The sequence below is a fragment of the Rhizobium sp. SG2393 genome, from assembly GCF_042610495.1.
In the GTDB taxonomy this organism is placed as follows: domain Bacteria; phylum Pseudomonadota; class Alphaproteobacteria; order Rhizobiales; family Rhizobiaceae; genus RU20A.
The window spans coordinates 1,682,120-1,703,081 of sequence record NZ_JBHGAP010000001.1; the positions used below are offsets into that span (position 1 = coordinate 1,682,120).

22 protein-coding genes and 1 riboswitch are annotated in these 20,962 nt (G+C 65.6%); of the genes, 8 read left to right on the forward strand and 14 right to left on the reverse strand.

The genetic code is table 11. The annotated features are described in order from the left end of the window. Positions 1–1,389: a PLP-dependent aminotransferase family protein gene (locus ACED18_RS07950; RefSeq protein WP_377290678.1), complete on the forward strand. Its 1,389-nt coding sequence runs from the start codon at positions 1–3 to the stop codon at positions 1,387–1,389. Here ACED18_RS07950 and ACED18_RS07955 read toward each other — a convergent pair. Genes ACED18_RS07955 through ACED18_RS07965 form a run of 3 tightly spaced genes read right to left on the reverse strand, consistent with a single transcriptional unit; the run spans position 1,386 to position 4,429 of the window. Continuing rightward, positions 1,386–2,687: an HlyC/CorC family transporter gene (locus tag ACED18_RS07955; protein ID WP_377290680.1), complete on the reverse strand. Its 1,302-nt coding sequence runs from the start codon at positions 2,685–2,687 to the stop codon at positions 1,386–1,388. The two genes, ACED18_RS07950 and ACED18_RS07955, sit on opposite strands and share 4 nt — an antisense overlap. Further along, positions 2,684–3,820 carry a 3-dehydroquinate synthase gene (gene aroB / locus ACED18_RS07960; protein ID WP_377291109.1) on the reverse strand — a complete coding sequence of 379 codons (1,137 nt, stop codon included), beginning with the start codon at positions 3,818–3,820 and terminating at the stop codon, positions 2,684–2,686. Before aroB ends, ACED18_RS07955 begins: the two co-directional genes overlap by 4 nt. A 12-nt stretch (positions 3,821–3,832) precedes the next feature. Continuing rightward, positions 3,833–4,429, reverse strand: coding sequence for a shikimate kinase (locus ACED18_RS07965; protein ID WP_377290682.1), 597 nt, complete (start codon positions 4,427–4,429; stop codon positions 3,833–3,835). Positions 4,430–4,574: 145 nt separating this feature from the next. On the opposite strand from ACED18_RS07965, the gene ACED18_RS07970 reads away from it, so the two are divergent. From ACED18_RS07970 to ACED18_RS07990, 5 genes are all read left to right on the forward strand, one after another. Beyond that, on the forward strand, positions 4,575–4,793 hold the full coding sequence (locus tag ACED18_RS07970; protein WP_377290684.1) for a hypothetical protein: 219 nt from the start codon (positions 4,575–4,577) through the stop codon (positions 4,791–4,793). A gap of 38 nt (positions 4,794–4,831) precedes the next feature. Continuing rightward, a complete protein-coding gene (locus ACED18_RS07975) occupies positions 4,832–5,782 on the forward strand; it encodes a site-specific tyrosine recombinase XerD (protein ID WP_377291111.1) in 951 nt (316 codons plus the stop codon). 87 nt (positions 5,783–5,869) lie between these two features. After that, positions 5,870–6,823: an acetyl-CoA carboxylase carboxyltransferase subunit alpha gene (locus ACED18_RS07980; protein ID WP_377290686.1), complete on the forward strand. Its 954-nt coding sequence runs from the start codon at positions 5,870–5,872 to the stop codon at positions 6,821–6,823. A gap of 269 nt (positions 6,824–7,092) precedes the next feature. Then, the gene (locus tag ACED18_RS07985) at positions 7,093–8,559 is read left to right on the forward strand and encodes a L,D-transpeptidase family protein (RefSeq protein WP_377290688.1); all 1,467 of its coding nucleotides are present in this window, start codon (positions 7,093–7,095) and stop codon (positions 8,557–8,559) included. Next, positions 8,559–8,819 carry a sulfurtransferase TusA family protein gene (locus ACED18_RS07990; RefSeq protein ID WP_377290690.1) on the forward strand — a complete coding sequence of 87 codons (261 nt, stop codon included), beginning with the start codon at positions 8,559–8,561 and terminating at the stop codon, positions 8,817–8,819. Before ACED18_RS07985 ends, ACED18_RS07990 begins: the two co-directional genes overlap by 1 nt. A 427-nt stretch (positions 8,820–9,246) precedes the next feature. Here ACED18_RS07990 and ACED18_RS07995 read toward each other — a convergent pair whose 3' ends face one another. The 4 genes from ACED18_RS07995 to ACED18_RS08010 all read right to left on the reverse strand — a co-directional run bounded on the left by ACED18_RS07995 (position 9,247) and on the right by ACED18_RS08010 (position 12,188). Then, positions 9,247–9,477 (reverse strand): transcriptional regulator, encoded by a 231-nt coding sequence (locus ACED18_RS07995; RefSeq protein WP_377290692.1) that lies wholly within the window; start codon positions 9,475–9,477, stop codon positions 9,247–9,249. A gap of 99 nt (positions 9,478–9,576) precedes the next feature. Then, positions 9,577–9,837, reverse strand: a complete 261-nt coding sequence (locus ACED18_RS08000) for a hypothetical protein (protein ID WP_377290694.1) — start codon at positions 9,835–9,837, stop codon at positions 9,577–9,579. 65 nt (positions 9,838–9,902) lie between these two features. Next, on the reverse strand, positions 9,903–11,132 hold the full coding sequence (locus tag ACED18_RS08005; RefSeq protein ID WP_377291113.1) for a CobW family GTP-binding protein: 1,230 nt from the start codon (positions 11,130–11,132) through the stop codon (positions 9,903–9,905). Positions 11,133–11,144: 12 nt separating this feature from the next. Continuing rightward, the gene (locus tag ACED18_RS08010) at positions 11,145–12,188 is read right to left on the reverse strand and encodes a D-alanyl-D-alanine carboxypeptidase family protein (protein ID WP_377291115.1); all 1,044 of its coding nucleotides are present in this window, start codon (positions 12,186–12,188) and stop codon (positions 11,145–11,147) included. A 245-nt stretch (positions 12,189–12,433) separates the two neighbouring features. On the opposite strand from ACED18_RS08010, the gene ACED18_RS08015 reads away from it, so the two are divergent. Next, complete coding sequence (locus tag ACED18_RS08015; RefSeq protein ID WP_377290696.1) at positions 12,434–13,600, forward strand: M20 aminoacylase family protein; 1,167 nt, start codon at positions 12,434–12,436, stop codon at positions 13,598–13,600. 7 nt (positions 13,601–13,607) lie between these two features. Beyond that, positions 13,608–14,144, forward strand: a complete 537-nt coding sequence (locus ACED18_RS08020) for an Lrp/AsnC ligand binding domain-containing protein (protein WP_377290698.1) — start codon at positions 13,608–13,610, stop codon at positions 14,142–14,144. 6 nt (positions 14,145–14,150) lie between these two features. Here the strand turns inward: ACED18_RS08020 and ACED18_RS08025 are convergent, their stop codons facing one another. The 7 genes from ACED18_RS08025 to ACED18_RS08055 all read right to left on the reverse strand — a co-directional run bounded on the left by ACED18_RS08025 (position 14,151) and on the right by ACED18_RS08055 (position 20,937). After that, a complete protein-coding gene (locus ACED18_RS08025; protein ID WP_377290700.1) occupies positions 14,151–14,984 on the reverse strand; it encodes an energy-coupling factor ABC transporter ATP-binding protein in 834 nt (277 codons plus the stop codon). After that, positions 14,981–15,721 carry an energy-coupling factor transporter transmembrane component T family protein gene (locus ACED18_RS08030; RefSeq protein ID WP_377290702.1) on the reverse strand — a complete coding sequence of 247 codons (741 nt, stop codon included), beginning with the start codon at positions 15,719–15,721 and terminating at the stop codon, positions 14,981–14,983. The genes ACED18_RS08025 and ACED18_RS08030 overlap by 4 nt, the downstream gene beginning before the upstream one ends. Before the next feature lie 9 nt (positions 15,722–15,730). Further along, positions 15,731–16,021: an energy-coupling factor ABC transporter substrate-binding protein gene (locus ACED18_RS08035; protein ID WP_377290704.1), complete on the reverse strand. Its 291-nt coding sequence runs from the start codon at positions 16,019–16,021 to the stop codon at positions 15,731–15,733. 5 nt (positions 16,022–16,026) lie between these two features. Next, on the reverse strand, positions 16,027–16,695 hold the full coding sequence (locus ACED18_RS08040) for an energy-coupling factor ABC transporter permease (RefSeq protein WP_377290706.1): 669 nt from the start codon (positions 16,693–16,695) through the stop codon (positions 16,027–16,029). A 48-nt stretch (positions 16,696–16,743) separates the two neighbouring features. Continuing rightward, positions 16,744–16,977: riboswitch (cobalamin riboswitch) on the reverse strand. Between the two features lie 93 nt (positions 16,978–17,070). Next, positions 17,071–18,216 (reverse strand): serine hydrolase domain-containing protein, encoded by a 1,146-nt coding sequence (locus ACED18_RS08045; protein ID WP_377290708.1) that lies wholly within the window; start codon positions 18,214–18,216, stop codon positions 17,071–17,073. A 276-nt stretch (positions 18,217–18,492) separates the two neighbouring features. Further along, the gene (locus ACED18_RS08050) at positions 18,493–19,524 is read right to left on the reverse strand and encodes a histone deacetylase family protein (protein WP_377290710.1); all 1,032 of its coding nucleotides are present in this window, start codon (positions 19,522–19,524) and stop codon (positions 18,493–18,495) included. A gap of 363 nt (positions 19,525–19,887) precedes the next feature. After that, on the reverse strand, positions 19,888–20,937 hold the full coding sequence (locus tag ACED18_RS08055) for an extracellular solute-binding protein (RefSeq protein WP_377290712.1): 1,050 nt from the start codon (positions 20,935–20,937) through the stop codon (positions 19,888–19,890). Positions 20,938–20,962: the final 25 nt, after the last annotated feature.

Sequence of the window (20,962 nt, forward strand, 5' to 3'; positions counted from 1 at the left end):
ATGGCCGAGGCACCGCGCATCGCTGTCCTGATGAGCGAAATCCGACGCCGGCTGGAAAGCCGCATGTTGGTGGCCGGCGACCGCCTGCCGTCCGTGCGCGGTTTTGCGCGGATGATGGGCGTTTCGCCCTCCACCGTCGTCGATGCCTATGAGCGGCTGGCGGCCGAAGGCCTGATCCGCGCCCGGCCGGGCTCCGGCTTCTACGTGATCGGGCAGCCCCCTGCCCTCGACATCAGCAACCCCGCACCGGGACGCGATCGGGCGATCGATCCGCTCTGGGTGTCGCGCCAGTCGCTCGACGCCGCCGACGATGTGTTGCGGCCGGGCTGCGGCTGGCTGCCGGCAGACTGGATGCCGCACCCGGCGCTCCGGCGCGCCATCCGTCGCCTGGCGACCGCACCGGATACGATCTTTGCCGATTATGGGCAGAGCCGCGGATCGCTTGGCCTGCGCCGTCTCCTGTCGCGCCATGCCTGCGAGGAGGGACTGGAAGCCTCGCCCGACATGGTGCTGATGACGGCGTCCGGCTCGCAATCTCTCGACCTCGTCTGCCGACACCTGCTGCAACCCTGCGATACGGTCGTGGTCGACGATCCCTGCTATTTCAACTTCCAGGCCATGCTGCGCGCCCATCGCGCCAAACTCGTCTCCGTTCCCTTCACACCGTCGGGGCCGGATCTCGCTGCCTTCGCGGCCGTGCTCGAAACGCACAAGCCGCGTCTCTACGTGACGAACGCCGCTCTTCACAACCCGACCGGCGCGACGCTTTCGCCCCAGACGGCCCACCGCCTGCTGACGCTCGCTGCGCTGCACGACCTGACCATTGTCGAGGACGACATCTTCGCCGCCCTGGAGCCAGAGCCTTCCGTCAGGCTCACGGTGCTCGACGGGTTGGAGCGGGTGATCCGCATCGGCAGCTTCTCCAAGACCCTCTCGGCCTCTGTGCGCTGCGGCTACGTCATTGCACGCAGAGACCGGATCGAGGCGCTCACCGATATCCAGGTCGCGACCAGCTTCGGCGGCATCAGCCCGCTGGCCGGCGAGATCGTCGAGGGCGTGCTGGGGGACGGGAGCTACCGCAAGCATCTGGAGGCCCTGCGGCAGCGCCTCGCGCACCACCGCCGCGATGTGGCCGCCCGCCTGTCGAAGAGCGGCATCGAACCCTGGCTGATGCCGCGCGGCGGCTTCTATCTCTGGTGCCGGCTGCCTGAAGGCTGCGATTCGGCCGAACTCGCCCGTCGCGCGCTGGATGAAAAGGTGGTGCTGGCACCTGGCAACGTCTTCAGCCCGGCTCTCACAGCCGGCGGCTTCATGCGCATCAATGTCACGCAAATGCCGCCCCGCGCCTTCGAGGTGATCGACCGCGCGCTGCGCTCGCCCATCACCTAGACGTCCGCGCCCTCGGCGGTGCGGATGCGCAGCTTGACGATCCGGTTCTTCACCCGCTTCATCACGGTGAAGCGCTTGCCGTAGAAGGTGAAGGCCTGACGCTCTTCCGGGATCATCTTGGATTCGTGGATCACGAGGCCGGCAATCGTCGTCGCCTCTTCGTCGGGCAGCGTCCAGTCGAGCGCGCGGTTGAGGTCGCGGATCGGCACGGACCCATCCACCACGATCGAGCCATCGGCCTCCGGGCGCACGCCCTGGATGTCGATGTCGTGCTCGTCGGTGATGTCGCCGACGATCTCTTCCAGAATGTCCTCCAGCGTCACCAGCCCCTGCACCTCGCCATATTCGTCCACGACGATGGCAAAGTGGGCGCGGCGGCGCAGGAAGGCGTTCAGCTGTTCCTTGAGGTTGGTCGTATCGGGCACGAACCACGGCTTCTGCGCGATCTTCGTGATATCCAGATCGGAGGGCTCGCGGTCGGGTTCGGCCAACGCGCGCAAGAGATCCTTGGCATGCACGACGCCGATGATGTTGTCGGCCGCACCGCGCCAGAGCGGCATGCGCGTATAGGGGCTTTCGAGCACGGTGCGCACCAGCACCTCCGGCGGCTCGTCGGCATTCAGCGCCCGCATCGAGGTCCGGTGCACCATGACGTCGGAGACTTCGAGCTCGTCGAGATCGAGCACGCCGCCGAGACGATCGCGGTCCGCCTTCACCACCGAGCCCTCGCGGTGCAGCAGATCCACCGCTCCGCGCAGTTCTTCGTGCGCCGTCAGCATCGACTGGTCGGAGGCAAGGCTGACGCCGAACCAAGACAGGATAACGCGCACCAGCCCGTTGATTCCGCTGGAGATCGGCCCCGCAACGGCCACGAACAGCCGCACGAAGGGCGCCACCGCCAGCGCAAACCGGTCGGGCGAGGCAATCGCCCAGCTCTTCGGCAGAACTTCGGAGAAGACGACGAGCAGCACGGTCATGCCGAGCGTTGCCACCGCCACGCCCGAATGGCCGAAGACCCCGATGAGCAGGCTCGTCGTCAGGGACGAGGCGAGAATGTTGACGAGGTTGTTGCCGATCAGAAGCGCGCCGATCAGCCGGTCGCGCCGCGCGATCAGCCGGTTGACGACACCGGCGCGCGGATCGCCATTGGCCTCCAGCGTGTGCATGCGCGAGCGCGATGTGGCCGTCAGCGCGGTCTCCGAGCCCGAAAAGAAAGCCAACAGCATCAGGAGCACGATGACCGAGGCCAGCGCCGGCCAGTATTCGGCAAGAAAGGTCCCGATGCTTTCCAGGCTCATGGCACCGCTTTCTCCGTCAGGAACCGCTCAACCTCCGACGCCGGCACGTCGTCGGCGATGAACGACTGGCCGATATCGCGGGTGAGGATGAAGGTCAGCTGGCCCGACTTCACCTTTTTGTCCTGCGCGATCGCCTCCATCAGCCGTGCGGTCGGCAGCGCCGGGCCCGGAATATCGGCAATCGTGGTCGGAAGGCCGACAGCCTTCAGATGCGCCTCGACGCGGGTCGCGGCATCCGGGCTGGCAAGGTTCATGCGCGCCGAAAACTGATGCGCCAGCACCATGCCGATTGCGACAGCCTCGCCATGCACGAGCCGGCTGCCGTCATAGTCGGTTGCCGCCTCCAGCGCATGGCCGAAGGTGTGGCCGAGGTTGAGCAGCGCGCGCCGCCCGTTTTCGCGCTCGTCGGCCGCCACCACGTCGGCCTTGGCCTGGCAGGAGACGGCGATTGCCTCGATGCGCGCCGCGCCGCCGGCAAAGACCGCCTGCCAGTTCTTCTCCAGCCAGGCAAAAAAGTCCGGCTTGTCGATCAGCCCGTATTTGGCAACTTCGGCATAGCCGGCACGGAATTCGCGCGGCGAGAGCGTGTCGAGCACGTCGGTGTCCGCGAGCACCAGATCCGGCTGGTGGAAGACGCCGATGAGGTTCTTGCCATGGCGGGAATTGATGCCGGTCTTGCCGCCGACGGAACTGTCGACCTGCGCGAGCAGCGAGGTCGGGATCTGGATGAAGCGCGAGCCGCGCCGCGCAATGCCGGCCGCAAAGCCGGTGAGGTCGCCGATCACACCGCCCCCGAGAGCGATCACGGCATCGTTGCGCTCGATGCGCGCGGCGAGAATCGTGTCGCAGGCGGTGATGAGATGCTCGAAGCTCTTGGTCTTCTCGCCGGCCGGCAGCGTCAGCGACGCCGTCTCGATGCCAGCGGCCTTCAGGCTGTCGACAAGGGGCGCCAGATAGCGCGCGCCGACATTCTCGTCCGTAATGACAGCCATGCGCCGACCCTTGAGGCGGCTGGCGATCTCCCGCGCCGCCTCGGCAATCAGCCCGGGGCCGATCAGGATGTCATAGGAGCGCTCGCCGAGATCGACGCGCACGGTGCGCCGGGCTGAAACGGCCTGTGGGGCAACGGTCATCGTCATGTCGATCTATTCTCCACTTGTCTGCGGGCTGGCCGCAATCGCCGCCAGCACCTCGTCCACCATCACATCCTTGGGGACATCGCGCGACGTCACGCACAGATCCGCCTCCGCATAGATGGGGTAGCGGACATCCATGAGGTCGGCCAGCGTCTTCTTCGGGTTCTCGGTCTTCAGGAGCGGGCGGTTGTCGCGCTTGCTGACGCGCTCCCACAGCACATCGATGTCGGCCTTCATCCACACCGTGATGCCGGCCTTCTTGATGTGCCGGCGGGTGCTTTCATTGATGAAGGCGCCGCCGCCGGTGGAAACGACACGCGGACCCGAGCGCAGCAGCCGCTTGATGACCCGCGTTTCGAGCTGGCGGAATTCGGCCTCGCCATAGGCGGCGAAGAGTTCGGCGATGCTCATGCGCGAGACGCGCTCGATCTCGTGGTCTGAATCGACAAACGGAATGTTCATCGCCTGCGCCGCCAGCCGGCCGATGGCAGACTTGCCCGCCCCCATGAGCCCGACAAAGACCAGGTTGCGCCGCTCGAGAGCCAGCTTGGCCTCAGCGGCAAGCGCCTGGCGGCTCTTCGTCCGCGGCTCCAGAATATCGGTCATGGCGTCTTCCCCCTTTGGTCCCCCGGTATCGACAAATCGTCCGCAAGCGTCAAGCAGTCACAGCGACGGCCTTGCATGGCGCGATCGACGTCCTCATATTGGCTGCGGCGGCAGCGGCACCAAAGCCGATGCCAGCGGAGCGCCGATGCCGACACTCTTCCGATTCCTGTTCGTCTGCGGCATGGTCGCCGGCAGCATCTATGCTGTAATGTTTGCGCTCGCCACCTTCGTGGAGCCGCGTCCGCGCGAGGTGACGATCCGCATCCCCTCCGAACGCCTGAACGCGCAAGCGGCGACGCAGCCCGCAACACAGGCCGCAGCCCCGGCAACGACCGTCGCCATTCCGGCAACCGCAAAGCCATGACGATCGAAGCCGAGGATGACGCACGCCCGGCCGGCGGCATGGATCTGTCCGCTGCGCAGGTGGAAGCCTTCCTGGAGATGATGAGCGCCGAACGCGGCGCCGCTCCCAACACGCTCGCCTCCTACGGCCGCGATCTCGATGACGTGCGCGCCTTTCTCAAGGGGCGGCGCGTGGCGCTGACGGCGGCAAAGAGCGATGACCTGCGCGCCTATCTCTCCCATCTTTCGGACGAGGGGTTCAAGGCCAGCTCGCAGGCCCGGCGCCTTTCCGCCCTCCGGCAGTTCTTCAAGTTCCTCTATGCCGAGGGCCTGCGCACCGACGACCCCACCAGCGTGCTCGATGCGCCGCGAAAGGGCCGGCCACTGCCGAAGACCATGGGGATTGATGCCGTGACCCGGCTTCTCGCACGCGCCGAGGCCGAGGCGAAGGAAGAGGGGGACGGCCGCCTGCAGCGTCTGCGCATGCATGCGCTCGTCGAACTGCTCTACGCCACCGGCATGCGCGTCAGCGAACTCGTCAGCCTGCCGGTCACGGTGCTGGCCCGCGACGGCCGGTTTCTCGTCATCCGCGGCAAGGGCGGCAAGGAGCGGCTGGTGCCGTTGTCGCGCACCGCCGAGACCGCTGTTGCCTCTTACGGGCGCGCCCTTGCCGAGGCGAAGGAGACAGGCCGGGAAGACCCCGACAGCGCCTTCCTCTTTCCCTCCGCCGGCAAGGAAGGCTTTCTGCCGCGTCAGGTCTTTGCCCGCGACCTCAAGGGGCTTGCTGCGCGCGCCGGCCTTTCCACGGCCTCGCTTTCGCCCCACGTGATGCGCCACGCCTTTGCCAGCCACCTTCTGGCCAATGGCGCCGACCTGCGCGCCGTGCAGGAACTGCTCGGCCATGCCGACATATCCACGACGCAAATCTATACGCATGTGCTCGAGGAAAGGCTGCACAGCCTGGTGCAAACCCACCACCCTCTTGCCAAACAGGCCAAAAACAAGGATTAGGACGCCCGAGCCCCCGCCCGAGTTTCTAACGAAGACTCCAAGGGACAAACCCGGGACAGCGTCTCGCAAACGACCGGAACCGTTTTGATGCACAATTATCTCGACTTCGAAAAACCGATCTCCGACCTTGAGGGCAAGATCCACGAACTCAAGAAACTCGCCGGAGAGGACGAGAGCATCGACACGAGCGAGGAAGTCTCGCGGCTGGAAACCCGCACCCGCGAGGCGATGGCCGACATCTATTCCAAGCTGACGCCCTGGCAGAAGACGCAGGTCGCCCGCCATCCGCAGCGCCCGCATTTCGTCGACTACGCCAAGGCGCTCTTCACCGAGTTCACGCCGCTTGCCGGCGACCGCAAGTTTGCCAATGACGATGCCATCCAGGCGGGCCTTGCCCGCTTCAACGGCCTGCCCGTCGCCGTGATCGGTCAGGAAAAGGGCAACGACACCAAGTCGCGCATCAAGCACAATTTCGGCAGCCCGCGGCCGGAAGGCTATCGCAAGGCGATCCGCATCATGGAACTGGCCGACCGCTTCGGCCTGCCGCTGATCACGCTGATCGATACGGCCGGCGCCTATCCCGGCGTCGGCGCCGAAGAGCGCGGCCAGGCGGAAGCCATCGCCCGCTCCACCGAAATGTGCCTTAACCTCAAGGTTCCGATCGTCTCCGTCGTGATCGGCGAAGGCGGCTCGGGCGGCGCGATCGCGATCGCCACCGGCAACCGTGTCTACATGCTGGAACATTCCATCTATTCGGTGATCTCGCCGGAAGGCGCGGCTTCCATCCTGTGGCGCGACAGCACCCGCGCCAAGGAAGCGGCCAGCAACATGAAGATCACCGCCGAGGATCTCAAATCCTTCGGCATCATCGACGGCATCATTCCCGAGCCCGTCGGCGGCGCGCACCGCGATCCCGACTTCGTGATCAGCCGCACCGGCACCGTGATTTCAGATGCGCTGAAGGATCTGACGGCGCTGAAGGGCGAGGATCTGCGCAAGGAGCGCCGCCAGAAATACCTGGCAATCGGTCGCACGCTGTAAAACCGATCCGCAAAGCTCTGGCACGCCGTAACTTGGCCACACTGTTCCGCTTTGGAAACGCGGGGGTCCGACGCCCGCGTGCCGGGGACGGAATTGCGGCGGCGGGGATTATCACAACGGCTGACGACAGGCCGAAACCAGTTTGGTCTGGTTAAGAATTTGTGAAGTTTCGCTTCGTAAAGATGACGGCGAACGCCTCCGCTGCTAAGACGGCTCCGGTTTCTTGACCGTTTTGGCATTCGAAACGACTTGCAGGACAGGCTGTGCCGATGCGCTTGACACTTCTCGCTGCCGTTTCCGTGACCGTGCTCGCCCTTTCCGGCTGCACGAACGAAACGCTTGATAGCGTCGACATTTCCAAGGTGTCCAACAAGACGGCCTACGAGCTGTCGCCGAAGCTTGTCTCGAAGATGACCGCCATGGGCATCCAGAAGAACGCGCCCGTCGCGCTGCGGATCTTCAAGGAGGAAGGCAAGCTGGAAGTCTGGAAGGCCAACACTGCCGGCCGGTTCCAGATGGTCAAGAGCTACGATATCTGCGCCTGGTCGGGCAAGCTGGGTCCGAAGACCAAGGAAGGCGATCGTCAGGCGCCGGAGGGCTTCTATCCGCTCTCGCCGGGCCAGATGAACCCGAATTCCAGCTACTACCTCGCGATCAACACCGGTTACCCGAACCCCTATGACCGGGCGAACGGCCGTGGCGGCACGCATCTGATGATCCACGGCGCCTGCTCGTCGTCGGGCTGCTACTCGATGACCGACGAGCAGATGATCGAGATCTTCGCCTTTGCCCGCGACGCCTTCAAGGGCGGGCAGAAGACCATCCAGCTGCAGGCTTTTCCCTTCCGCATGACCGCCGAAAACATGGCGCGTCACCGCGACAATCCGAACATGGATTTCTGGAAGATGCTGAAGGTGGGCTACGACCAGTTCGAAGTCACCAAGCGTCCGCCGGAGGTGGGTTTCTGCGAGAAGAAATACGTCTTCAACCAGGAGACCGGCGGCAAGGCGCTGAGCCCCGCCGGCCAGTGCCCGCCCGCCATGTCGACGCCGCCCGCCCTCATGGCCGCGATGTCCACCTATGAGAAGGACTACCAGCGCGACTACGACAAGGCGCTGAAGAAATATGACGGCCTCGTCTGGTACGAGCCGAGCGAGGCCGAGCGCAAGGCGATCGTCGCCGACAAGCGCAAGGGCCGCGAGCTCGCCTACGCCCCGACCGGCACCTCGCTCGACGCGGGCAAGCTGATGAAGGTCTCCGAACTGCAGGCCCGGATGGAGGCGCAGAAGGAAGCCGAGGAAGCCCGCGAGGCCGCAAAGGTGCAGCAGGCCGCCCTCGAAAAGGTCACCGCGACCGGCTCCGTTCCGGTGCCGCGCGAAAACCCGGTCGCCGAAGCCGCTCCGTCGGTGCAGCAGACCGCCGCAGTCGAAAAGAGCAGCCGCCGCGGCCTCTTCTCGCTCTTCTCCAGCGACGAACCGGCCGCCGAGCCGCAGCAGCAGCCGGCACAGGCCACGCCGACCGTTCCTGCAGCCCAGGCGGCTGCAGCGGGCAACCGCATCGCGACACCCGCCACCCCGCCGGCAACGGCAGGCCAGACCCGCACCGCGGGCGCGACCACCGCCACGGTCCCCGTCCCCGCCGCCAACCCGGCCGAGGCCGAGGCTCAGCCGACAACGGTTGCCGAACAGGCCAGCGAGCCGAAGAAGCGTCCCTTCTGGAAACTCTGGGGCAATTGATGCCCCGGACCGAAGAGCCAGACGCCGGCGCGGGCGTCGCGATCCTGACCTATGACCTGCGCGGCCTGAAATGTCCGCTGCCCGTGCTGCGCACCCGCAAGCGCATGGCAACGCTTTCCCCCGGCACCCGCATCGCCGTCGAGACCACCGACCCCATGTCCGTGATCGACATCCCTCACTTCTGCCGGGAAGACGGGCATGTGCTGGAAGAAGCGGTGAAGACGCAAACCGGCCACCGCTTCGTGATCCGGCGGGGGTGATCTGCATCACGCGCTGTCAGTGCTCGAAGCCTTCCGACCATCAACGGGAGCGAGTTCGCGTCAGTGAAGAGTTACAAAAAACGCATTTGAAATGGTGCTTCTGACCGTGCAGTCTTGTGGTAGACACAGGAAGCGATGCCCATGGTGCATCGGCTCGAACGTTCTATGACATATTTGCGGATTATGGCTCGATCATCGCTCTGATAGAGCGCAAACACCTCTCCCCCGTCATCCTCGGGCTTGACCCGAGGATCCATCTTTTGAACCACTGACGGCTTGGTCCGTGGATGGTCGGGTCAAGCCCGACCATGACGACCGGGAGGTGGTCGCCCTTGATGACAGGATTGTCCAAACCATCATTCCAGGACGCCAGCGCGGCGCTGCGAGGCCAGAAAATCAGATGCGCCGTATCATGTGTGCGGTAAAATCAGGTTGAACGGTACGTGTTGAGAAGTCTCATCATTTCCCCGGCCGACGCAAAGGCCCCACGCTCGGCATCGGCGAGACCGGCATTGACCTTGTCAATGAACGCTTCCTGCCAGTCGAGGGAATGGCCCCTCTCCAGAGCATCCGCGATGACATCCGCTTCCGGACGCCGCGCCTTGGCCGCGATCCGCTGAACGCGTTCTTTGAGTTCCGGCGAGATGGCGAGGGTCATATCCATACGGAAGACGATGCCAGAGTTTGACGCCCGTGGCGAATCGTTTGGTGAGTGGAGACATGAGAGCTGAACAAGCGGTCAAGCAGAGTTCGCTCGTCAGCCCCTGCGGTTGCGTGCAATCACCTCATCGGCACTGATAGCGACGAAATCGCTTTCCGGCGCAGCAAGCCCGGCCTCCAGCTGACGAGCGAGCCAATTGCCGGCATCGGCAGCAACGCCCTGCCCCTCGAGATCGCCATCGATCAGGTCGAGCAGATAGGAGGTCATATCGCCATTGCCGCGAGCCTGCATACGCTCGACGATCCGCCTATGCAGTCGTTCGTCAATACTGATCCGAATGTCGTGTGCGCTCGCCATCGTCAGGCCCTCACATCCCGCCACGGATTAAAATGGCGCCCCTCCTGAAGGAACGCAACCCGTCCTCAAAACCGCACCCCCGGCACCGCCAGCGGATTGTCCGCGACCGCCGCCCGATCCGGCCGGTCGAGCCGCGGCTTGCCGGTGAAGGCATCGAAGAGGTCGCGAACGAAAGCCTCCTCAAGGCCCTTGGTGATCAGCACCATGCGGGTTTTCTGCTCCGATCCTTCCGGCCAGGCCGCCAGACGGCGCGGCGGGTGGAAGATCGACTGGACGCCATGCAGGATCAGCGGCCGCTCGGGATTGTCGGAAAGCTTCACGATCGCCTTCATGCGCAGCAGCTTTTCGCCATGGGCGGAGCGCAGGAGATCGATGAACATATCGACCGCCATCGGGCTGATCGCCTGATCCTCGATGATCGCGAAGGAGCGGATATCCCGCCCGTGGCGGCTGTGATCATGGTGATGATGGTGGGCGTGGGCGTGATCATGCGCGTCACCATGGTTGTGATGGCCATGGTGGTGCCCGTGGTCGTGATGCCCATGGTCGTCGTGGGCGCAGCCGGGACTGCATACATGGTCGGTATCGTGATGATGCGCATGCCCCACCGCATCGGCCAGCGCTTCAGCCTGAAGCCAGCGGGCGACATCCGGAGTCTTGCTGCCGGGATCGTAAAGGCCGCAGGCGAAGAGATCCGCGCGGGCAGCGTCCGGCTGGTCGGCGAAGATCACCGCCGCACCCGGATTGAGCGCCTTCAATTCCGCCAGCAACCGATCGACAACGCCGGCGCCGGCCAGATCCGCCTTGGTGATGACGATCCGGTCCGCGACGGCAGCCTGCTTCACGGCTTCCTCATGCGCCGCCAGCGTCGCGACGCCGTTGACGGCGTCCACGGCGGTCACGACGCCGTCCAGCCGGTAGCTCTGCGCCAGCGCCGGATGTCCGATGACGGACTGCATCACGGGTGCGGGATCGGCAAGGCCGGTGGTTTCCACAACCACGCGCCTCAACGGCCGGATGCGGCCCGTCTGCATGCGGTCCATGAGATCGGCCAGCGTATCGATGAGCTCGCCGCGCACCGTGCAGCACAGGCACCCGTCCGAAAGCTCGATCACCCCGTCATTGGAGGTCTCGACCAGGAGATGGTCGATCGCCACTTCGCCGAACTCGTTGATGATCACGGCCGTGTCGGTGAGATCCGGATCCTTCAGCAGCCGATTGAGCAGGGTCGTCTTCCCCGCCCCCAGAAAGCCGGTGAGGATGGTGACGGGCACGGGGTCGAAGGCGGCAATCATCATGAAGTCCGATCAGTTGACGGGGCGCGGCAGCGGCACGGGAATATTGCCCGCATCGCCCTGGCTCATGGCCTGCTTGCCATCGGCCTTGCCGGCCACCTTTTCGGTGCCGGGAATGAGGCCGGCGAAGACGACGTTCGGCTCGCGCGTCATTTCGTGGATATAGGGCGACAGAAGCTTCTGGCGGCCCACCTCGTCGCGGCCTTCGCTGCGCACCTTGGCGGCTTCCTTCGAGCAGATCTGCTTGCTGATATCGGCGACATCGGCAAATTCCGCGCCTTCCGGCGGAAGCTGCATCAGCTGCGGCGCGTTGGTGCCGGGATCGGTGAGCCCCTCCTGCAGGAGCCGCGCCGACTCGTCCGCCCGCCCGCCAAGACTGTCGGCGCCGAGCACGACGGAGACCACCGAGCGGCCGTTGCGGGTCGCCGAGGAGACCTGGTTGAAGCCCGACGCGCAGATGAAGCCCGTCTTCATGCCATCCGCGCCATCGAAACGGCCGATCAGCAGATTGTAGTTGGGATAGATCTTCTTGCCGGTGGTAAAACCTTCCAGCGCGAAGTAGCCGGCATATTCCGGAAACTCGCGCTTCAGCGTCACCGCCAGAATGGCGAGATCGCGCGCCGTCGTATACTGGCCGAGCTTCGGCAGGCCGTGCGGATTGACGAAACGCGAATTGCGCATGCCGAGGCGCTGCGCCTCCGCATTCATGCGCGCGACGAAGCCCTCCTCGCTGCCGCCCACCGTTTCGGAGATCGCCACGGCTATGTCGTTGGCGGATTTGACGAGCAGGATCTTCAGCGCGCTATCAAGGGTCAGCGCCTGTCCCGGCTTGTAGAACATCTTGCTCGGCGGCTCGGCGGCGGCGTTCTTGGTCATCACCACCGGGGTGGTGAGGGAGACCTGCCCGGCACGCAACGCGCGAAACACCGTATAGGCCGTCATCAGCTTGGTCAGCGAGGCCGGATACCACTTGCGATCGACATCCTGATGCTCGACAACCTTCAGCGTCTTCACGTCGACGACAAGCCGCGGATTGGCCAGCACATCGGCGCTCATGGCCTGCAGCGCGATCGCGCTTGCGGCGATCAGCGCGGGAAGCCGGAACGCATGCGCGCGAAGCGAACGGCCAAGGGGTCGGTTGGTTACCACGTCTGAAACCTCGATTTTCCGGTTTTGCCTCGTCACGAGGCCGTATTTAGCCTATATGGCAGGGGGATGGCAAAGCCATTCCCGCCCCGACACGCGGCAATCCCTGCCGCTTTCACGACCAGACGCCGCAAGCCCGGACCAGGACAAAGACGATGCCGATCTTGAACAGAGCCGCCGAACTTCAGGAAGAAGTCACGCAGTGGCGCCGCCATATTCACGAGCGGCCCGAACTCCTGTTCGACGTGGAAAATACCGCCGCCTTCGTGGAAACGAAACTGAAAGCGTTCGGTGTTGACGAGATCGTGACCGGCATCGGCCGCACCGGCGTCGTGGGCCTGATCCGTGGCACCAAGGGCGATGGCCCGACCGTCGGGCTTCGCGCCGACATGGACGCACTGCCCATCACCGAGGTCACCGGCAAGCCATGGGCCTCCACGACACCAGGCAAGATGCACGCCTGCGGCCATGACGGCCACACCGCCATGCTTCTGGGTGCGGCGCGCTATCTCGCCGAGACCCGCAATTTCAAGGGCGCGGTCGCCGTCATCTTCCAGCCGGCCGAAGAAGGCGGCGGCGGCGGCAATCTGATGGTCAAGGATGGCATGATGGAGCGCTTCGGCATCACCGAAGTCTACGGCATGCACAACATGCCGGGCATGCCGGTCGGCCATTTCGCCATCCGCAAGGGGCCGATCATGGCCTCGACCGACGAATTCACCATCACCGTCACCGGTCGCGGCGGCCATGCGGCCCAGCCGCACCGCACCATCGATCCGATCGTCGTCGGCGCGCAGATCGTCACCGCCCTCCAGACGATCGCCTCGCGCACCGCCGACCCGCTGGAATCGGTCGTCGTCTCCGTTACCAAATTCAATGCGGGCTTTGCCCACAACGTCATTCCCGATGTCGCCAAGATCGCCGGCACCGTGCGCACGCTGAAGGCCGCGATGCGCGATCTCGCCGAAAAACGCCTTGGCGAGGTCGCCACCGGCATCGCTTCCGCCTGGGGCGCCACCGCGACGCTGAACTATGTGCGCAACTATCCCGTGACCGTGAACCACGCCCGCGAAACGGAGTACGCCGCCGAGATCGCGGCGACGATCGCCGGGGCGGAAAACGTCAATGCCGAGGTGGAGCCGATGATGGGCGGGGAGGATTTCTCCTACATGCTCAACGCCCGCCCCGGCGCCTTCATCTTCATCGGCAATGGCGAGACGGCGGGGCTGCACAATCCCAACTACGACTTCAACGACGAGGTCATCCCGCACGGCATTTCCTACTGGGTGAAGCTCGCCGAATCGCGGCTGGCGGCGGCCTGAGACAGCGATGGCACGCAAACCGGCAGGCGGGCCCCGCGACGGACAGCGCGCATCGACAGCCAAGGATGCGGTGGAGGCCACAGCCGACCTCGACCGCACCGACCGGCGCATCCTCGACATCCTCCAAGCCGACGGGCGCATCACCAATCTGGACCTCGCCGACCGCATCGGCCTCTCCCCGACCGCGACCAGCGACCGGCTGCGGCGGCTGTTGAAGGATGGCTACGTCTCCGGCTTCGGCGCGCGGCTCGATCCGCACAAGCTCGGCTTCGGCCTGCTGGTCTTCATCGAGGTCATGCTGGACAAGACGACGCCGGAGGTCTTCGACCAGTTCGCCGAGGGCATCCGCCGCGCGCCCGCCGTGCTCGAATGCCACATGGTCGCCGGCGGCTTCGACTATCTCGTCAAGACCCGCTTCCGCGACATGAACGCCTACCGCAATTTCCTGGGACAGGTGCTGTGGACGCTGCCGGGCGTGAAGGAGACGCGCACCTATGCGGTGATGGAAGAGATCAAGAACGACGGGCCGTTGCCGCTGACGTGATGCGGCTCAGGCGGACGCGCCGCCGCCGATCATCGCCAGAAGATCGGCCCGATCCCGTGGCGCCGCATCGGCGGGTATCACACCCGCCGCCTTCAGCCGCTCCACAATCTCGTAGACGATCGGCGGTCGAAGCCCGGCCTCCGCCAGAAGCGCCGCATCGGCAAACACCGCCTCCGGCCTTCCCTCCCGCGCCACCCGGCGGCCCGACACGACGGCCACGCGATCGGCAAAGCCATAGGCGGCCTCCATGTCGTGCGTGGCGACGACGAGGGCCGTGCCGGCTGCGGCCAGCGCCGACAGCACCGCCATCAATTCCTCCACCCCGGAGGGATCGAGGCCCGCGGTCGGCTCGTCCAAGAGCAGCACGTCGGGCCGCATGGCGATGAGCCCGGCAATCGCCACGCGCTTCTTCTGGCCGAAGCTCAGCATGTGGGTCGGCCGTGCCGCCAGCGCCGTGATGCCGAGCGACGCCAGCGCCTCATCGACACGGGTGCGGACCTCGCCGGTGGAAAGGCCGAGATTCATCGGCCCGAAGGACACATCCTCCACCACCGTGGCGGCGAAGAGCTGGTCGTCTGGATCCTGCAGAACGAGGCCGACGCGGGCGCGCAGGCGCTTGAGATCGGCCCTGCCGGTGCCGACCGGTGCCCCATCCAGCAGGATCGTGCCGCGATCGGGTTTCAGCGTGCCGTTCAGGGTCAGGAACAGCGTGGATTTTCCCGCCCCGTTCGGACCGAGAAGAGCGAGCTTCTCCCCGCGCCCGACCGAAAGCGAGGCGCCGTCAAGTGCGACGCCGCCGCCCGGATACGCATAGCCGATGTTGATGGCCTGGAGGATCACGGCAGCACCCCGCAGACAGCCGCCACCAGCGCCAGCCCCGCCGCAATGGCGCCGAGCCGGACGCGCGAGGCCGCCGTTTCGGCCGAGAGGAAGGCAAGCCGCCCGTCATAGCCCCGCGCCGAAAGCCCGCGCTCCAGCCGTCCGGCCCGATCCAGCACGCGCGGCAGAAGCGCCGCCAGCAGCATGCCGCCGCTGCGGATGCGCCGGCGCCAGCCCACATCGCCGAGCCGGCCGGCAAGCGAGCGCTGGCCGCTTTCCAGACAGTCGAGCGCCAGCCAGATGATGCGGAACATGACCATCGCGATATCGCTGATGTCACGGTTGAGGCCGAGCCGCTGCAGAAACTGCAGGATCGCCGTCAAGGGCGTGGTCAGCGCCAGAAAGAGCAGCGCCGAAACGCACGTCGCGCTCCGCAGCGCCACGAAGGCGGCAGCGGCGATCGTTTCTTCCGGCGCGAGCGTGACGAAGGGCGCGGCGGCGGAAACGGACAGCGCCTGCGCCAGCGTTCCCGCCAGAATGAAGAGCCCTGGCACCCTTGCTGCCCGCAGAAGATCGCAAGCGCCGACACGCGCGCCGAGAAGCGTCACGGACAGAACCGTTGCAAAGAGCAGCACCTGCGACGCAGGCGAGTGGAAGGCGAGCGACAGGCCCATGCAGCCGAGCGAGAACAGGAGCTTCTCTCCGGCCGCCTTCTGTCGCCAGCGGCCGGTCTGGGCAATCCGATCAATGTCACGCATGGCTTGCGATCAGGGCTTGTCGGCGGTGCGGGCAGGCGCCGAGCGCCGCCCGAAATAGAAGCCGACGAGGCCGGCGCCAATCGCCGCCTGCAAGGCAAAGAGCAGGCTTTCGATCTCCCCGCTTGGCGGCTCCCAGAGCGGGCTGGCCCAGGGCTTGTAGTCCGGCCGGATCTCGCCGATCAGCGCCTCGGCCTCACCGTCGGAGCCGGAAAACGCTGCGTCCCCGCCGTGGTGGATGACGAGCGGCAGGATGGCGAGGCCGACGACGGCGGCCAGCATCAGAAGATTGCGCTTCAGCATGGGCGTCAGGCCTTTCCGGAGAGGATGTTGAGGGCAAAGAGTTCGCCGCGGCTGTAGCGCTGCAACAGGTTGAAGACGACGACGGTCAAGAGTCCCTCGCTGATGGCGAGCGGCACCTGCGTCGGCGCAAAGACCGCGAGGAACTTCACGGCAGCGCCCGCAACACCCGAAACCGGATCGGGGAAGGCGGCGGCAAGCTGCAGCGCCGTCACGCAATAGGTGGCGAGATCGTCGAGCGCGGCGGCAAAGAAGATCGCGAGCGCGGCGGAAGCCCCCACCCGTTGCAGCCCGTGGAACAGGCCATAGGCGACGAAGGGGCCGACGATCGCCATGGAAAACACGTTAGCGCCGAGCGTCGTCAGCCCGCCATGGGCGAGCAGCAGGGCCTGGAACAGCAACACGATCGTGCCGAGCACCGTGGTCACAGTCGGGCCGAAGAGGCTGGCCGCAAGACCGGTGCCGGTCGGATGCGAGCAACTGCCGGTCACCGACGGGATCTTCAGCGCCGAGAGCACGAAGACATAGGCGCCGGACGCCGCCATCAGCATCTTCGTCTCGGGCTTTTCCCGCATGAGCCGCGTGATTCGCCGGGCGCCATAGACGACGAAGGGCGCCGATGCCGCGCCCCAGAACAGCGCGTGCGAGGCCGGCAGAAAGCCTTCCATGATATGCATGTCGATCTCCCTCTCCGCGCCCACCGCGCGGGACAAGTTGAAGCCGCGCTTGCGGCGATCCTCGAGGGCAGGTCTCCTGGCTTGCGGGTCTTTGCCGGTCATCCGCCTTATCAGCCCGGATGCGTGTGCTCGCGCGGGGCCAATGGCATGTCGGATGGGGCTCGCCGCTCACAGTTGCGGGGGCAGCTGCGGTTTCGGTCCCTGATGGGTAGTCCTCACCGCATTCCCTTTTCATCCGCCCTCCCGTTCGGGTCAGGCGGAACCTTCGAAGGCATGATGCGCCGGTCAGCACCGGCGCGTCCGGAGTCGTAGGACGAAGCGGGGCCGAAAGCAATCGCGATCTGCGCTTCGCCCCGTCGCAAAACGATGGGTGGCTCAGCCGTCGCGGCACACCCGGCGCAGCGCCGCGATGATGGCATGGTCGAGGGCAAGATCGCTCGGCATCTCCTGGCTGGAAAGCTTCACGGCCACCGAACCGGAACGCCGGTCCACCCAGATCCACTGGCCGTGAATGCCGATCGCCGCAAGCTCGCCCTCGCCCGTCTCGTACCAGTAATTGCGATAGCTGCCGCCGGGGAAAAGCTGGGCCTGATCGCCATTCGCCCAGGCGGCCCGGCTGCCTCCCGTCAGGAGATCATCGATGAAGACGGACGGGACGAGCCCGCGACCGCCTTCCAGCACGAGTTGGCCGACGCGCGCGAGATCGCGTGCCGTTGCCGACATGCCGCCCGCAGCCCGGGCCGCGCCCAGCGGGTCCACCGTCACCGTCGCATCGCCCAGCGCCCCGAGCGGCTTCCAGAGCGCCTCGGACAGGAAGGTCGCCCAGCGCTGCCTTGCAGCCCGCTCAATGGCGATCCCGGCAAGATCGGTGTTGGGAGAGCGGTAGGAATGGCGTTGCCCGTGCGGTTCGGCTAACCGCGGCAGGGTGATGAGGAAGGATAGCATGTCCTCAACCGGCGCCCCCTCCAGCCGCGGCGCCCAGCCCATCGAGCGGCGATAGCGGATGAAGGCGCCCTTGGTGTCCAGATAGTCCTCGGTAAAATCGAGGCTGATCTCCATGTCGAGGAGCTGCTGAAGCGTTGCATCCGCATAGGCCGAGCCGGCCGCCTCCGGGATCAGCGAGAGGATCGGTTGGCCAAGATCAAGCCGCCCCTGCCCCACCAGCACGCCGGCCATCAGCGCCGTCACCGATTTCGTCACGGAAAACATCAGATGTGGCAGGCCGGGATCGGCATGGGGCGCCGTCCATTCCGACACGATCCGCCCGCCGCGCATCAGCACGAAAAGATCCGTGTTGCTCTGCGTCAGGAAGGTCTCGAACGTCGCCGGCCGGCCATCGGTGCCGGTCACCGCGACATCGGCGACAGGTCCGAGCGGCACGGCCGGCGGTTCCGCCTGCCGGTTGCCGCGGATCAGCGCCACGGGCACGAATTCGCTGACATGCTGATAGGTCCAGCGCGTGGCGGGAAAGGTGCGCCAGTTGGCGAGCGTAACGGTACGCCGGTCGAAGGTGTCGGTCATGGTGTGGGTCTCCTCAAGACAGTGTGTGATAGCCGCTGCCTGAAGGCGCAGATACGCGACGGTGCGCGGTTTCCTGGGCTTGAAAGCGCGTCAAGGGCAGCCTTCTCCTCCGTCATGCTCGGGCTTGACCCGAGCATCCAGGCGGCGAGCGCCGTGGTCGAGGCGTGGATCCTCGGGTCAAGCCCGAGGATGACGGAACCGGGTGGGGCCTGCGCCGTCGCCGGAACCGCGCATCACGCGACACGGTGGCCGTGCATTCCACCCGCCAAACCGCCCTCACGCCCCCTCGAAGCCCGTGAGCACGCCGACCGCGTTGACCCCGATCTCCGCCACCGCATAACCGCCTTCCATGATGAAGAGCGTCGGCAGGCCGAGCTTGCGGATGCGGGCGCCGATCTTCGGGAAGTCCTCCGTCTTCAGCTTGAACTTGGAGATCGGATCCTTCTCGAAGGTATCGACGCCGAGCGAGACCAGCACCACCTCCGGCCGGTAGGCGAGCAGCTTGCCGCAGGCATCGTCGAGCGCCGCCGACCAGGTGTCGAAACTCGTGCCGAAGGGCATGGGATAGTTGAGATTGAAGCCCTCACCTTCCCCCGTGCCGCGCTCGTCGGCATGGCCGAGAAAGTAGGGATATTCCTGCATCGGGTCGGCATGCAGGTTGATGACCTGCACGTCGGCGCGGCCATAGAAGATTTCCTGCGTGCCGTTGCCGTGGTGATAGTCGACGTCCAGGATCGACACGCGCTTCGCGCCCTTGTCGATGAAGGACTGGGCGGCGACGGCGGCGTTGTTGATGTAGCAGTAGCCGCCCATGAAGCCGGCGCCGGCATGGTGGCCCGGCGGGCGGCAGAGCGCGAAGGCGGCACTTTCGCCCGCCTGGATGAGGCCCGCCCCCGTCAGCGCCACATCATGCGACGCCTTGATCGCATCCCAGGTGCCGGCTACCATGCCGCAGCCGCCATCGAAGGAATAGTAGCCGAGCTTGCCGTCGATGAAGTCAGGGCAGACATCACCGCGCAGTCCGCGCGTCGGCCAGGTGAAGGGCAGCGCCGTGCCGGTCCGCCCCGCCGCCGTCCACAGATCCCAGACGGTCGGCAGGAAATCGAGATAATCCTGCCGGTGCACCCGCGCGGCGGTCGAGAGGTCGAAGTCTTGCGGCTCCAACACCGGGCCCAGCCCTTCGGATGTCAGGCGCTCCAGGACGTATTCAGCCCGCGACGGCATCTCGAAGGCAGGCACGATGGCGCCGGCGACGAGTTCCAGATTGTTGGCATGGCCGGCATGGCGCGGCGAAAAGACGGTCTTCATGATAGGTCTCCTCCGGGACGGGAAAACGGCGCGTGCCTGGCGCGGGGGCCGGTGCGATTGGCAGGGACTGCCCCCTCGCTCCGTCATCCTCGGGCCTGTGCCTCCATCCTCCGCACGCCCCTCACCCCGTCACCCTCGCGGCTATTTCGCCGTCATCCTCGGGCTTGACCCGAGGATCCACAGACGGGGACGCAAAGGCCGCATGGATCCTCGGGTCAAGCCCGAGGATGACGTCTGCGGGTGGAGATGCCGTCGAAGCACAAGCTGGCTTGACGACGGGCCTAGGGATGACTGAGCAGGGTGCGGTTCGCCAACAGCACGGGCCCCGCGCTTGCCGCACGGGGCCGTTCTCTCATCCGGTTGTCACTTCTGCAGTTCGGTCCAGATCTTCGTGTAGAGCGCCTGCACGTCCGGCGGGCAGGTCTGCGAGGGCACGCCGACCGACTTGAACTCGTCGGGGATCTTGATCTCCGGCGCATCCTTCATGTCGGCGGGCATGAAGGCCTCCGAGCCGGCGATGCCGTTGGCATAGCGGTGGAAGGCGGAGTTCATGCCGGCGTTTTCCGGGTCCATCATGAAGTTCTGGAAGAGCTTGGCGTTTTCGACATTCTTGGCATCCTTGAGGACGACGAGATTGTCGGACCAGTTGACATAGCCTTCCTTGGGATAGCCGAACTTGACCTTGGGGTTGGCCAGACGCTGGCGGAAGGCCGAGCCGTTCCAGTCGCTGGAGGCCATGATGTCGCCCGAGCCCATCTTCTCGATCGTGCCGTACTCCATCGCCACCCAGTCGGGCTTGGCCTTCAGCAGCGTGTCGCGCACCTTTTTCAGGATCTCGCGGTCGCCGGTGCACTTCTTGCCGCCATTGTAGAGCACGGCCGCGTCGATCACGTCGGTCATCTCAGGCACGACGTTGACCTTGCCCTTCAGCTCCGGCGGCGTGTTGAAGATGATGCCCCAGGTGTTGATGTCGCCCTGGTAAGCAGAGGTGTTCACGACCACGCCGACAATGCCCATGGCCCACGGCACGGAATATTTGCGGCCGGGATCGAAATCGGGATTGGCCCATTCCGGCGCGATGTTCTTGGCGTTCTCCATCTTGCCCGGATCGGTTTCGAGCAGCAGGCCCTCGGAAATCCAGATCGGCAGGTAGTTCTGCGACGGCACGACCATGTCGAAGCCGGAGCCGCCCTGGCGGACCTTGGCGAGCGCCGTGTCGTTGGAATCGTAGTCGGTGATGGTGACCTTGACCTTGTACTTGTCCTCGAACTTCTTGATCATCTCGGGGCTCGTATAGTTGCCCCAGTTGTAGATGTTGAGTTCGCCCTCGGCATGCGCGATGCCGGTGCTTGCCATCAGGGCGACGGTCAGCGCCAGCAGGCCGGCCCTCAGTCCTCCAGTTTTCGCGGTCATGGTCGTTCCCTTTCTTGCGATGCGC

Coding starts and splice junctions, on each gene's coding strand:
- ACED18_RS08035 (WP_377290704.1), bottom strand. CDS start 16,021: ATGCTGAAGCGCAATCTTCTGATGCTGGCCGCCGTCGTCGGCCTCGCC.
- ACED18_RS08050 (WP_377290710.1), bottom strand. CDS start 19,524: ATGAAGACCGTCTTTTCGCCGCGCCATGCCGGCCATGCCAACAATCTG.
- ACED18_RS07965 (WP_377290682.1), bottom strand. CDS start 4,429: ATGACCGATATTCTGGAGCCGCGGACGAAGAGCCGCCAGGCGCTTGCC.
- ACED18_RS08000 (WP_377290694.1), bottom strand. CDS start 9,837: ATGGCGAGCGCACACGACATTCGGATCAGTATTGACGAACGACTGCAT.
- aroB (WP_377291109.1), bottom strand. CDS start 3,820: ATGACCGTTGCCCCACAGGCCGTTTCAGCCCGGCGCACCGTGCGCGTC.
- ACED18_RS08045 (WP_377290708.1), bottom strand. CDS start 18,216: ATGACCGACACCTTCGACCGGCGTACCGTTACGCTCGCCAACTGGCGC.
- ACED18_RS07975 (WP_377291111.1), top strand. CDS start 4,832: ATGGATCTGTCCGCTGCGCAGGTGGAAGCCTTCCTGGAGATGATGAGC.
- ACED18_RS07970 (WP_377290684.1), top strand. CDS start 4,575: ATGCCGACACTCTTCCGATTCCTGTTCGTCTGCGGCATGGTCGCCGGC.
- ACED18_RS08015 (WP_377290696.1), top strand. CDS start 12,434: ATGCCGATCTTGAACAGAGCCGCCGAACTTCAGGAAGAAGTCACGCAG.
- ACED18_RS07955 (WP_377290680.1), bottom strand. CDS start 2,687: ATGAGCCTGGAAAGCATCGGGACCTTTCTTGCCGAATACTGGCCGGCG.
- ACED18_RS07980 (WP_377290686.1), top strand. CDS start 5,870: ATGCACAATTATCTCGACTTCGAAAAACCGATCTCCGACCTTGAGGGC.
- ACED18_RS08020 (WP_377290698.1), top strand. CDS start 13,608: ATGGCACGCAAACCGGCAGGCGGGCCCCGCGACGGACAGCGCGCATCG.
- ACED18_RS07985 (WP_377290688.1), top strand. CDS start 7,093: ATGCGCTTGACACTTCTCGCTGCCGTTTCCGTGACCGTGCTCGCCCTT.
- ACED18_RS07990 (WP_377290690.1), top strand. CDS start 8,559: ATGCCCCGGACCGAAGAGCCAGACGCCGGCGCGGGCGTCGCGATCCTG.
- ACED18_RS08040 (WP_377290706.1), bottom strand. CDS start 16,695: ATGCATATCATGGAAGGCTTTCTGCCGGCCTCGCACGCGCTGTTCTGG.
- ACED18_RS07995 (WP_377290692.1), bottom strand. CDS start 9,477: ATGACCCTCGCCATCTCGCCGGAACTCAAAGAACGCGTTCAGCGGATC.
- ACED18_RS08030 (WP_377290702.1), bottom strand. CDS start 15,721: ATGCGTGACATTGATCGGATTGCCCAGACCGGCCGCTGGCGACAGAAG.
- ACED18_RS07950 (WP_377290678.1), top strand. CDS start 1: ATGGCCGAGGCACCGCGCATCGCTGTCCTGATGAGCGAAATCCGACGC.
- ACED18_RS08010 (WP_377291115.1), bottom strand. CDS start 12,188: ATGAGCGCCGATGTGCTGGCCAATCCGCGGCTTGTCGTCGACGTGAAG.
- ACED18_RS08005 (WP_377291113.1), bottom strand. CDS start 11,132: ATGATTGCCGCCTTCGACCCCGTGCCCGTCACCATCCTCACCGGCTTT.
- ACED18_RS08055 (WP_377290712.1), bottom strand. CDS start 20,937: ATGACCGCGAAAACTGGAGGACTGAGGGCCGGCCTGCTGGCGCTGACC.